We start from the raw sequence: 12,208 nt of genomic DNA, 5'->3' as shown, positions 1-12,208 counted from the left end.
CGCGGCGGCCGCCCGACGGTCGCTCCACGATCACTCCGCCGCGGAGGTCCGGGCGATCCGCACGAAGTCGTCGATCGCGAGCTGCTCGCCGCGAGCGGTCGGCGCGACGCCCGCCGCCTCCATCACGGCCGTGGCCGACGCCGCCGAGCCGCCGAGCACCTCGGCCAGAGCCTGCCGGAGCATCTTGCGGCGCTGCTGGAACGCGGCATCCACGATCCGGAACGTCCGGCGACGCAGCTCCTCGTCTCCGCGCGGCTTCTGATCGCGGCGGAAGCCGACGAGCACGCTGTCGACGTTCGGCACGGGCCAGAACACCTGCCGCGACACGGTCCCGGCGAGCCGCCATGGGCCGTACCACGCGGCCTTGACGCTCGGAGCGCCGTAGACCTTCGATCCGGGCGGGGCGGCCAGGCGCTCCCCCACCTCCGCCTGCACCATGACGACGCCGCGCTCGATGCCGGGGAAGGTCTCCATGAAGTGCAGCAGCACCGGGACGCTCACGTTGTACGGGAGGTTCGCGATGAGCACCGTCGGATCGCCCGGGAGCTCCGTGATGCGCAGGGCATCGGCGTCCACGACCCGCAGCGCACCGTCCGGGACGCCGTGTGCGGCCGCCGTGCGGGGAAGGTGCGCGGCGAGCCGGTGGTCGATCTCGACCGCCGTCACGGACGCTCCCGTCTCGAGGACGGCGAGGGTCAGCGACCCGAGACCGGGACCGACCTCGACGACGCGGTCACCGGCGCGCACCCCGCCGACGTGCACGATCTTGCGCACCGTGTTGGCGTCGACGACGAAGTTCTGGCCGAGTTTCTTGGTCGGCGTGACATCGAGCTCGGCCGCGAGGGCGCGGATCTCGGCGGCGCCGAGCAGGGTCACGGTCATGACGATCAGCCTACCCAGCGGCGCCGCGCCCTCTCGGCGAATGCACCCGACCCGCGGATGACCTGTCCAGGCAAACGTCACCCGTCGGTAACGCAACGGGAACGAACCGGACGCCGCGATGACGGACCATGGACGAAACGAATCGCGCCGACGTCGCCGCTGCAGCACCGCACCATTCCGGGGGGAACTCATGGCGGCTACAACGGGGGACGTCTCGACGACCGCAGGCAGGAACCGGCGCGCAGCACGCGGCGCCGAGAACTCCGCTCTGTTCGTCCTCATCTCCATCATCGCCACACTCGGTGTGCTGGCGTACATGCTGTTCCTGCTGAATCCGGCCAACCGGGGGGACCTCCTCCCGTACGCCCTCGTGATGACGGCGGAGACGATCCTCATCTTCCACGCCCTTCTGTCGATGTGGACGATCCTCTCCTCCGGCTACGATCCGCGCGACTTCGCCTACCACGAGGCGAAGGGGGCACTCTTCCTCCGCCGACGCTACGACGACGACACGCTGCACATCGCCGGCGCACCGGTCCTCGTGGACGTGTTCATCACGGTGTACGGCGAGGATGAGGCAACGGTGCGACGGACGGTCGAGGCGGCCGTCGCCATGCGCGGCGGGCACCGGACCTGGGTGCTCGATGACGGGCGGTCCGACGAGGTGCGCGACCTGTGCGAGCAGCTCGGGGCCTGGTACATCCGGCGCCTCAGCGGCAACGGTGCGAAGGCGGGCAACGTCAACCACGCGCTGTCGATCGCCAAGGGGAACTTCTTCGCGATCTTCGACGCGGACTTCGTCCCGCACCCCGACTTCCTGGTCGAGACCATGCCGTTCTTCGCCGACCAGAACGTCGCGTTCGTGCAGACGCCCCAGAGCTACGGGAATCTGCACACGATCGTCGCTCGCGGCGCCGCGTACATGCAGACCGTTTTCTATCGATTCGTCCAGCGCGGGCGCAACCGCTCGAACGCCGCGTTCTGCGTCGGGACGAACGTCATCTTCCGCCGCGCGGCGATCGACGAGATCGGCGGCATCCACACCGACTCGAAGTCCGAGGATGTCTGGACGGCGCTCGCCCTCCACGAGCACGGGTGGCGGTCCGTCTACATCTCGGACATCCTCGCGGTGGGCGATGCCCCCGAGACGGTCGAGGCGTACAGCAAGCAGCAGCTGCGGTGGGCGACCGGCGGGTTCGAGATCCTCCTGACCCACAACCCGCTGAGCCCGCGCCGCAAGCTCACCGCCGACCAGCGCATCCAGTACTTCGTGACCGCGTCGTTCTACCTCACCGGCATCTGCCCGCTCCTTCTGCTGCTCGTGCCGCCGATGGAGATCTACTTCGACCTGCGGCCGATGAACCTGAGCATCACCGCGGGCACGTGGGCGCTGTACTACTTCGGCTTCTACGGCATGCAGATCCTGCTGGCCTGGTTCGTGATGGGCTCGTTCCGCTGGGAGACGCTGACCCTCGCCACGGCATCCTTCCCCATCTACGCGAAGGCCCTCTGGAACGTCATCGTCGGCAAGGACGTCGGATGGCAGGCGACGGGCGCCAAGGGCAAGCGCAGCTCCGCGTTCGGCTTCATCATCCCCCAGCTGCTGTTCTTCGTCTTCCTCCTTCTGACCTCGGTCGTCGCCGTCTGGCGGGACTGGCAGAACGGGACACCCACCATCGCCACGGCGTGGAACGTCACGAACACCGTGATCCTCGCCCTGTTCATCGCCGCGGCAGCCCGCGAGTCGCACCAGAAGGCTCCGCTGCCGCCCGCCCCCGTCGAAAGTGAGACCCCCCTGCGTACCATCATCGCCCGACCCGCTCCGCGTGAGATGGAGGTCGCGAAATGACCTGGTCATCCCGCCTCAAGCTCGTCGTCGGACTCGTCGTCGTCCTCGCGATCGTCGGCGCGTGCACCGTCGTGTTCACCCAGCGACAGAACTCCGCCCGCAGCGCCAGCGCCACGATCACCGCCCAGGAGTACAGCGTCGGCGCCGTGTACGCGGGAACCGTCGTCGACCAAGCGGTCACCGTCGGGGATTCCGTCACGACCGGCCAGCGCCTGTTCACCGTCCGCAGCCCGCAGCTGCTGCGGGACCTCGAGGCCGGAGTCATCCGCCCCACCGATCTGGACCAGGTCGACACGACCGCCGGCACGTACGCCGTCGTCTCCGCGGTCGACGGGGTGGTCGCCTCCGTGGCCGCCCCCGTCGGCGACTTCGTCACGAGCGGCGCGGAGATCGCGCAGGTCGACAAGACCGGCAGCATGGGCGTCACGGCGCAGTTCACCCTCACCGCGCGCGACTACGGCCGCATCGCGAAGGGCAGCGCTGTCGACATCCAGCTTCCGAACGACACGACCGTGGAAGGCACCGTGGATGCGATCGAGGTCGAGACCGTGGACGGCCGCGCAGCCTCCACCATCACGATCGCCTCGCCGAATCTCGTCTCCGAGCAGATCGGCGGCCTGTACCGGCCCGGCACGCCCGTCGTGGCGACGCTGGCTCTGCGCGACGACGGACCGTTCGCGGGAGTCGCCGACTCCTTCCGCGACTTCCTCCGGAGGATGGGCCTGTGACCCGCCGCGCTTCCGCGACCGTCGCGACCCTCGCCACCGTCGCCGCCGCCGCCCTGGTGCTCGCGGGCTGCGCCGCCGAGAGCACCCCTCCCGCGCAGCCGACGCCCGAGGCATCCTCGGCCGTCGCCGGACTGCCCGTCGAGCACGTCGCGACCATCTCGCCGGTCCGCCTCGCCGAGGGCGTCGTGCCCCCGACGAACCGGTGGTACTCGAGTCTCGCCTTCTCGCCGGACCTCCTGCCGATCTACCCGTCACCGCTGGCCGTGGCTCCGCGCGAGGACGGCCTGACGATCCAGGTGCCCCCCGTGGCCGTCGGCGAGAAGAGCATCACGGCGAGCTTCTCCGGCGGGCTGTCCCTCGGGCTCGGGGCGACCTCGCTCGAGGTCGTCCGCACCGATCCGGTCTCGGTCACGGTGGCCTACAGCGCGGGCGATGCGGAGCGCGCCCGCGTCACCCTGGCACAGGGATCGCCCATCGTCGCGATCGCCGCCGCGACGGACCTCGACATCACGCTGAGCGCCGCCCCGACCTCGGTCGGAGACAAGGCGTGGACGGCTGTCGTCGACGGCGTCACCTACCTCCTGCGCGGCGACGCGCAGGTGAGCGGATCGACGGTCTCGGTCGGGTCCGGCAAGACGCTGCAGGTTGCAGGGCTCCCGAAGGGCGCCGATCCGACGGCCTGGGCGTCGGCGATCGGCGATCCCGTCACCGACGTCGCGTCGTCGTACGTGGTCGGAGACAGCGACGTGACGACCCGGCTCGCCTACGAGGGCACCGACCGCACCGTCGTCGTCCCGTTCGCAGGCCGCACGGCCGCCTCCAGCTGCGGCCTCGGCACGTATGACACGCCGTACGGACCGCTTCAGGCCTGCGCGTCGAGCACGCTCGAGTGGACGGTTCCGCGCATCACCGCGCAGACCGCGTACGACTTCGACGGGCTCGACGACACCACCCGGCAGACGATCGCCGCCCAGGCGACGGCCGATCTCGCCGACACCCCGCCCACGCCCGCCGACACCTACTTCGGCGGTAAGGGTCTGGCTCGCATCGCCTCTCTGCTGGAACTGGGCAAGGCGCTCGGCGACACCCAGCTCGTCTCGGCCGCGACCGATCGCCTCGCGACCGAGCTGAAGCCGTGGACCGATCCGTCCGGGTGTACGACCGAGGCCACCCGCTGCTTCGTGTACGACGACGTCCTGCACCTCGTCGTCGGCAAGCAGCCGAGCTTCGGGTCGGAGGAGGGCAACGACCATCACTTCCACTACGGCTACTTCCTGTTCGCCGCCGGGGTCCTCGGCACCGAGCGCCCCGAGCTCGTGGACGGCATGCGTCCGGTGATGGATGCCCTCGCCGCCGATGTGGCGGCCGGCAGCGCCGAGCTCCCCGCGCTCCGCGCGTTCGACCCGTACCGCGGGCACTCGTGGGCCTCGGGACCCGCACCGTTCGCGGACGGCAACAATCAGGAGTCGAGCTCGGAGGCTGTCTCCGCGTGGAACGGGCTGGCGACGTGGGCCGCGGCCGCGGGCGACGACTCCCTCGGGACGGAGGCGGCGTGGCTGCTCTCGAGCGAGGCGGATGCCGCGCGGACGCTCTGGCTCGAGCCGGAGAACCTTCCGGCCGGGTTCACGCACACGATGGTGTCGCTGAACTGGAGCTCGAAGCGCGACTACGCCACGTGGTTCAGCGCGGACCCGTCGGCGATCCTCGGCATCCAGGCCGTCCCCGTCGGACCGGTCTCGCTGCAGTACCTCGGGAAGGACCCGAAGCGCGTGGCGGAGAACGTCGCGGATGCCGGGGACACCGCCTTCACGGGCCCGCTGGGCGACTACGTGCAGGCGTACTCGGCCCTCGCCTCTCCCGACGCGGCGACCGCGGCGGCGACCGCATTCGCCGCGCGCGCGACGTTCGACGACGGCTGGTCGAAGGCCCTCGCCCTCGCCTGGGCGGCCGCCGCCGAGCGCTCGCAGTAGGAGGCCCGGCGGCCGCCCGATCCGGAAAGGTGACGGCGGCCGCCGCCGAGCGCTCGCAGTAGGAGGCGGAGCGCTCGCAGCAGAAAGGCTAAGCGGCCGCCCGATCCGGAAGGTGACGGCGGCCGCTACTGCCGCGCCGCGCGCGCGGCGGCGGGGAGCGCCTCGACGATGCGCCCGATCACGTCCTCGTCGTGGGCCGCGGTGACGAACCACGCCTCGAACGCCGACGGCGGCAGCGAGACCCCGGCATCGAGCATGGCGTGGAAGAACCGGCCGTAGGCGGCGGTGTCCTGCCGCTGCGCGGTCCCGTAGTCGGGGACGCCGCCGGCGACCTCCGCACCGAAGAAGACGCTGAAGAGCGTCCCGGCCCGCTGCACGACGTGCGGGACTCCCGCCTCATCGAGAGCCGCGTCGACGGCGTGCGAGAGGGCGTCGGATGCCGCGGACAGGCGCGCGTACACGGCGTCGTCCGCGAGGCGGAGGGTCGCGAGCCCGGCGGCGACCGCGACCGGGTTCCCGCTGAGGGTGCCGGCCTGGTACACCGGGCCGGTGGGTGCGAGGAGGTCCATGATGTCCGCGCGGCCGCCGACCGCGGCGACCGGCAGCCCCCCGCCGATGACCTTCCCGAACGTGACGAGGTCGGGGACGACCGGCTCCCCCGCCTCGGCGAGCACCTGCGCGTAACCGCCGGCGGCGGCGCGGAAGCCCGTGAGCACCTCGTCGCTGATGAGGAGGGCGCCCTCGGCGCGGCAGAGCTCGGCCAGGAACGTCGTGAACCCGGATGCCGGGGCCACCACGCCCATGTTGGCGGCAGCGGCCTCGGTGATGACGGCGGCGATCCGGCCGGGGTGCGCGGCGAACACGGCCGCCAGCGCGTCGCGGTCGTTGTACGGCACGACGAGCGTCTGCGCGGCGATCGGTGCGGGGACGCCGGCGGAGCCGGGCAGGGCGAAGGTCGCAAGCCCCGAGCCGGCGGCGGCGAGGAGGCCGTCGGAGTGGCCGTGGTAATGCCCCGCGAACTTGACGAGGAGGTCCCGTCCGGTGGCGCCGCGGGCCAGGCGGATCGCCGTCATCGTCGCCTCGGTGCCGGTGGAGACGAGGCGCGCCTTCTCGACCGCCGGGACGCGGCGGGCGATCTCCTGGACCAGCTCCGCCTCGGCGGGCGTCGGCGCGCCGAAGGAGAGCCCGCGGGCCGCGGCCTCCTGCACGGCGGCGACGACCTCGGGATGGGCATGGCCGACGAGCGCCGGCCCCCAGCTCGCGACGAGGTCGATGTAGCGCCGCCCCTCGACATCCGTCACGAAGGCGCCGGATGCCTCGACGAGGAACCGCGGCGTCCCGCCGACCGAGCCGTACGCGCGCACGGGAGAGTCGACGCCGCCCGGGATCACCGTGCGGGCGCGGGCGAACAGCTCGTCGTTGGTGAGGGTAGTCATGCGAGGTCCTTCCCGTCACGGATCCAGCCCGCGACCTCCAGTGCCCAGTAGGTGAGGATCGCCTCGGCGCCTGCGCGGCGGATGCCGAGGAGACTCTCCCCGATCGCGCGCTCGCGGTCGATGACGCCGGCCGCGGCGGCGTGCTCGATCATCGCGTACTCCCCCGACACCTGGTAGGCCCAGACCGGAACGGAGGACACCGCGGCGACCTCGGCGAGGACGTCGAGGTAGGGGCCGGCGGGCTTGACCATGACGATGTCCGCGCCCTCGTCGATGTCGATGAGGGCCTCCTGCACGCCCTCGCGACCGTTCGCCGCGTCGAGCTGGTAGGTGCGGCGGTCGCCGGTGAGTGTCGATTCCACGGCCTCGCGGAAGGGGCCGTAGAACGCGGAGGCGTACTTGGCGGAGTAGGCGAGCAGGACGACGCCGGTGTGTCCGGCGGCATCCAGGGCGGTCCGACACGCGGCGACCTGGCCGTCCATCATGCCGGACAGGCCCAGGATGCCCGCGCCCGCATCCGCGAGCGCGAGCGCCATACGGGCGTAGATCTCGAGCGTCGCATCGTTGTCGACGGACCCGTCGGCGGCGAGCACGCCGCAGTGCCCGTGGTCGGTGAACTCGTCCAGGCACAGGTCGGCCTGCACGGTGAGGCGCCCGGCGGCGGCCCGCGCCGCCTCCGCGACGGCGCGGTTCAGGATGCCGCCGGGGCTCGTGGCTCCCGAGCCGACGGCATCCCGCGTCTCGGGCACGCCGAAGAGCATGATGCCGCCGATGCCGGCCGCGGCGGCCTGCTCGACGAGGTCGGCGACGCCGGCGAGCGGGTGCTGGCTGACCCCGGGCATGCTCGAGATCGGCTGCGGGGCGTCGATCCCCTCCTTGACGAAGACGGGGAGCACGAGGCGGCGCGGCGCGAGGTCGTTCTCGGCGACGAGGCGTCGGAGCGCCGCGTTCTGGCGGAGGCGGCGCGGGCGACGGACGGGGAATGCGGTCATGGGGTGTCCTCCCGGTGGGATCGGGGACGGTGGCTGTGAGACGTCGGAGTGGAGGATACCGCCGCGGCGTCGTCGAGCTCGGCGACGAGCGCGTCGATGCTCTGCGTGCCGGCGGTGTGGGCGACGGCGAACCCGAGACGCTCGGCGTCGCGCGTCGTGCCGGGGCCGATCGAGGCCACCCGCACGCGCTCCGGCAGCGCGCCGACCTGTCGACGCAGCTCGCGGGCGACACTCAGAGAGGTGAGGAGGACGAGGTCCACGGCCCCGGCGCCCCGGTCGGGGGTGCGCAGGCCCGCGACGACGTCCGGCGCGAGGTCGACGCCGATCGTGCGGTACGAGATGCAGACGTCGACGCCGAACCCGCGCAGCTGCAACTCGTCGCTGACGGTCGCCGAGGCGAGGTCGGAGCGCACGACGAGCGACCGCCCCGCCTCCGCCGGCGCGTGCGCGGCGCACCACTGCCGGGCGAGTGCCTTCGCCGAGGACTCCCCCTCGGGGACGAACGTGACAGGGAATCCCGCCTGCTCCACGGCGCGGGCCGTCGCGGGGCCGACCGCGGCGATGCGGGTCTGCGGGGGCACCGCGACGCCGTGCGCCACCAGCTGCTCGACGCTGGCGGCACTCGTGACGAACAGCCATCCGTAGGAGCCGGACGCGAGTGCGGCGAAGGCGCGGTCACGCGCGTCGCCGTCGCGGGGCGGCGCGGAGACGATGAGCGGGGCGATGATCGGCTCGCCGCCGCGGCGCGCGATCGCCTCACCGACACGCGCGCCCCACGCCCCGCCGCGGGGGACGAGCACGCGTGCGCCCCGCAGTCCGCCGGTCATCCGGAGCTCCCCGCGCCGCTGTTGCTCCCCGCGCCGCCCGCGAGGTCGGCGAGGTCGCCCGCTCCGGCGTCGAGCAACTGCTGCGCGACCGCCTCGGCGGCATCCGTCCGGCCGGTCGCAGCCGCGACCGAGGACCCTGCGAACGAGCGCTCCACGCGCACCGCGCGCGCCCCGTCGAGCGCGTACACCTCGGCGACGAGCGTCACCTCGGCCGTGCGGGTGGACGCATCGATCCGAGCGGTGATGCCCACCGGTGCGGCGCATCCGGCCTCCAGGCGGCGGAGCACCGCGCGCTCGAGGAGGGCGGTGGTCTCGGCCGCCGCGTCGGAGAGGCGCGCGACGAGACCGGCGACCTCGTCGCCCGTCCGGACCTCCACCGCCAGCGCACCCTGCCCCGCCGAGGCGGGCCACAGATCGGACTCGAAGACGTCGGAGATCCGGGCGGTGCGACCGATGCGGACGAGCCCGGCCTCCGCAAGGACGATCGCGTCGTACTCCCCCTCATCGACCTTGCGAAGCCGCGTGTCGACGTTGCCCCGGATGCCGCGGACCTCGAGGTCGGGACGCGCGCGCAGCAGCTGGGCCACCCGCCGGGGCGAGCCGGAGCCGACGACCGCGCCGTGAGGGAGCCCGGCGAGCGTCTCGCCGCCGCGGCTGCAGAGCACGTCGCGGGCGGGCGCGCGCGGCGGGACGGCGCCGATCCGCAGGCCTGCGACATCCGCCGTGGGCAGGTCCTTCATCGAGTGGACGACGAGATCGCACTCGCCGCGCAGCAGCGCATCGCGGAGCGCCGCGACGAACACGCCCGTTCCGCCGAGCTGGGCGAGCGGCCCGCTCAGGACATCACCGTCGGTCGTGATGCGGACGAGCTCGACCTCACGCCCGGTCGCGGCGCGAAGGGCGTCGGCGACGAGGCCCGACTGGGTCGTCGCGAGGAGACTCGCCCGCGTGCCGAGCCGGAGCGGCGCCTCCGTCACCGGCCGGCTCCCGCCAGCGCCGGCTGGAAGCCGAGACGCTTGTTCTCGCAGCAGCCGGGACGGCAGACGTCGTACCAGGGGCCGAGAGCCGTCTCGTGGGGCCGCTCCGCGGCATCCGCACCGTCCATCCGCTCGACGATGAGGTCGACGAGGCCCGCGACGTACGCGGGGTGGGTGCCGGGGGTCGGTGTCCGGACGGCGGTGATGCCGTGCGCGGCGGCGGTCTCCATCGCCTCGGTGTCGAGGTCCCAGAGCACCTCCATGTGGTCGCTCACGAAGCCGAGCGGCACGATCACGACCGCGCGGCGCCCCGCGGCGGGGAGCTCCGCGATGACGTCGTTGATGTCGGGCTCGAGCCACGGCACCTGCGGCGGGCCGGACCGGCTCTGGAAGACGAGCTGCCAGGGCGATGCGGCGCCCAGCCGCTCGAGGATCGCCTCGGCGACCGCGACGTGCTGCGCGACGTACGCGCCACCCGGCCCGAAGCCGGCCTCGACGGGGCCGGAGCGGTCCGCGTCGGCGTACGGGATCGAGTGGGTCGAGAAGAGGATCTCGATCTCCTCGTCCGCGAAGCCGTCCGCGCGCAGGCGCGCGAGGGCGTCCCCGAGTCCCTCCGCGAACGGGGCGACGAACCCGGGGTGATCGAAGAACTGGCGCACCTTGTCGATCTCGACGCGGCCGCCCAGGCCGGTCGCCTCGACGGCGTCGGCGAGGTCCTCGCGGTACTGGCGGCAGGACGAGTACGACGAGTAGGCGCTCGTGGCGAGCGCGAGCAGGCGCGTGCGTCCGTCCGCGACCGCTGCGGTGAGCGCGTCGGTGACGTAGGGCATCCAGTTGCGGTTGCCCCAGTAGACGGGGAGGGCGAGGCCGCGCGCGGCGAGCTCGGCATCCAGGGCCGCCTTCAGCTCACGATTGTGCTCGTTGATCGGCGAGACCCCGCCGAAGTGGCGGTAGTGGTGCGCGACTTCTTCGAGACGCTCGTCGGGGATGCCCCGGCCGGCCGTGACGTTCCGGAGGAACGGGATGACGTCGTCCTGTCCCTCGGGCCCGCCGAAGCCGAGGAGGAGCACGCCGTCGTACGCCGTCGGGGCGCTCACGTGGGGCGCGCCGCTCGCGGCGGCCGCGGTGGCGGCCGGGACGACGCAGGGTGCGCCGTCCAGGGCCGACGTGCACGGGGGGACGGAGGTGGCGCGCGGCGGCTTCGGGCGGAAAGACTCGGCGCGGAACGCGTCCGCCGCATCCGTGCCGATATTCGCGGCGGCCATCAGCTCAGCACCTCCGAGAGCTCCGCGATCTGGAGGCGTCGTCCGGTGTAGAACGGCACCTCCTCGCGCACGTGACGCCGCGCGTCCGTCGCGCGGAGGTCGCGCATCATGTCGACGAGGTGGATCGGATCGTCGCTCTCGAGCGGGAGCAGCCACTCGTAGTCGCTGAGACCGAACGTCGAGACCGTGTTGGCGACGACGTCGCGGAAGGCGGCGCCCTTGCGGCCGTGCTCGGCGAGCATCCCGGAGCGCTCGTCCTCGGGGAGCAGATACCACTCGTAGCTGCGCACGAAGGGGTACAGGCACAGCCAGCCGCGTGCGTGCTCGCCCCGCAGGTAGCCGGGGATATGACGCTTGTTGAACTCCGCCTCGCGGTGCACGCCCATCGCGCTCCACACGTTCTCGAAGCCCGCGAGGGCCGATGTGCGCCGCAGAGCGCGCAGCGCGCGCTGCAGGGACGCCGGGTCCTCCGCCGCCTCCGGATCGTCGGTGGTCGACGTGTGCAGCCACACCATGAGGTCGGCCTCTGCGCGCATGCCCGTGACGTCGTACAGTCCGCGGAGGGTCACCCCGTCCGCTTCGAGCACGGCGGCGACGGCCTCGAGCTCGGCGAGCGCCGCGGCGTCGGGCGCGACGCCGCGCGGCCGGGGACCGGCGAGGACGGCGAACAGGGTGTAGCCGAGCGGGGTGGATTCGGTCATGCGTGGCTCCTCGTGGGTGCGGCGGATGCGTGGGAGGCGTGCGGTGCGGAGGCGGCGAGATCGGCGTCGAGCCGGACGGCGAGGTCGCGCGCGTGCGGGATGACGGAGGCGAGCCCTGTGCCCGCGACGGCGGCGCCGGCGCGGTGGATGCCACGGCCCTGTTCGCGCTCGACCGCCGCCGAATCGGGGGCGGCCGCCGTCACGGCATCCGGCCAGTCCTGCACGACGACGTCGACGACATGGGCGGCGGTCACAGGGATGCCGGTCAGGAGGGCGACCTCGCGCGCGATCGCGGCGGGCGTCTGAAGGACGCCGGGCACCGCGCGGCGGGCGGAGAGCCGCACGAGGTGACGGGAAGGCGTGGCGGAGGCATCCGGGCGTGCGTCGACGGCGACGCGCGCCCACTCCCACTTCGCGGTGATCTGGGTCAGCGCCTTCGCCTCCGACGCGACGGCGGCGTCCACGATGGCGCCCGACCCGATCGGGGCGGCCGACAGGCCCGGGTGGTCGATCGCGGCGGTGGCGACGCGGACGGCGGCCGGCGCGGCGGCGGCGGTGGCCGGCGCGGCGGGCATGCGGGG

Annotated in this window: 10 protein-coding genes and 1 pseudogene; 3 read left to right on the top strand and 8 right to left on the bottom strand. The window is 73.1% G+C overall.

The features are described 5' to 3' along the window. Positions 1–30: 30 nt before the first annotated feature. Positions 31–882 (bottom strand): 16S rRNA (adenine(1518)-N(6)/adenine(1519)-N(6))-dimethyltransferase RsmA, encoded by an 852-nt coding sequence (gene rsmA, locus J0P97_RS03745; RefSeq protein ID WP_215486450.1) that lies wholly within the window; start codon positions 880–882, stop codon positions 31–33. A gap of 190 nt (positions 883–1,072) precedes the next feature. On the opposite strand from rsmA, the gene J0P97_RS03740 reads away from it, so the two are divergent. The 3 genes from J0P97_RS03740 to J0P97_RS03730 are packed head-to-tail and all read left to right on the top strand — an operon-like array spanning position 1,073 to position 5,429. After that, positions 1,073–2,731, top strand: coding sequence for a glycosyltransferase (locus J0P97_RS03740; RefSeq protein WP_215486449.1), 1,659 nt, complete (start codon positions 1,073–1,075; stop codon positions 2,729–2,731). Continuing rightward, a complete protein-coding gene (locus J0P97_RS03735; RefSeq protein WP_215486448.1) occupies positions 2,728–3,459 on the top strand; it encodes an efflux RND transporter periplasmic adaptor subunit in 732 nt (243 codons plus the stop codon). The genes J0P97_RS03740 and J0P97_RS03735 overlap by 4 nt, the downstream gene beginning before the upstream one ends. Then, positions 3,456–5,429 carry a glycosyl hydrolase gene (locus J0P97_RS03730; RefSeq protein WP_215486447.1) on the top strand — a complete coding sequence of 658 codons (1,974 nt, stop codon included), beginning with the start codon at positions 3,456–3,458 and terminating at the stop codon, positions 5,427–5,429. The genes J0P97_RS03735 and J0P97_RS03730 overlap by 4 nt, the downstream gene beginning before the upstream one ends. 125 nt (positions 5,430–5,554) lie before the next feature. On the opposite strand, the gene hemL is transcribed toward J0P97_RS03730, so the two are convergent. From hemL to J0P97_RS03695, 7 genes and pseudogenes are all read right to left on the bottom strand, one after another. Beyond that, a complete protein-coding gene (gene hemL / locus J0P97_RS03725; protein WP_215486446.1) occupies positions 5,555–6,865 on the bottom strand; it encodes a glutamate-1-semialdehyde 2,1-aminomutase in 1,311 nt (436 codons plus the stop codon). Continuing rightward, entirely contained in the window at positions 6,862–7,857 is a 996-nt protein-coding gene (gene hemB / locus J0P97_RS03720; protein ID WP_215486445.1) for a porphobilinogen synthase, read from the bottom strand. Before hemB ends, hemL begins: the two co-directional genes overlap by 4 nt. Then, on the bottom strand, positions 7,854–8,684 hold the full coding sequence (locus J0P97_RS03715; protein ID WP_215486444.1) for a uroporphyrinogen-III synthase: 831 nt from the start codon (positions 8,682–8,684) through the stop codon (positions 7,854–7,856). Before J0P97_RS03715 ends, hemB begins: the two co-directional genes overlap by 4 nt. Then, entirely contained in the window at positions 8,681–9,661 is a 981-nt protein-coding gene (hemC, locus tag J0P97_RS03710; protein ID WP_215486443.1) for a hydroxymethylbilane synthase, read from the bottom strand. The genes J0P97_RS03715 and hemC overlap by 4 nt, the downstream gene beginning before the upstream one ends. Next, positions 9,658–10,926: a ferrochelatase gene (locus J0P97_RS03705; RefSeq protein WP_215486442.1), complete on the bottom strand. Its 1,269-nt coding sequence runs from the start codon at positions 10,924–10,926 to the stop codon at positions 9,658–9,660. Before J0P97_RS03705 ends, hemC begins: the two co-directional genes overlap by 4 nt. Further along, positions 10,926–11,627, bottom strand: a complete 702-nt coding sequence (gene hemQ, locus J0P97_RS03700; RefSeq protein WP_215486441.1) for a hydrogen peroxide-dependent heme synthase — start codon at positions 11,625–11,627, stop codon at positions 10,926–10,928. The genes J0P97_RS03705 and hemQ overlap by 1 nt, the downstream gene beginning before the upstream one ends. Then, a pseudogene (locus J0P97_RS03695) lies at positions 11,624–12,208 on the bottom strand (hypothetical protein); the annotation flags it as partial. The pseudogene J0P97_RS03695 and the gene hemQ, both read right to left, overlap by 4 nt.

The organism is Microbacterium flavum (assembly GCF_018717645.1).
GTDB lineage: Bacteria > Actinomycetota > Actinomycetes > Actinomycetales > Microbacteriaceae > Microbacterium > Microbacterium flavum.
Note: the sequence above shows the minus strand (reverse complement) of the source record. Positions and strands in the feature narration are given on the sequence as shown.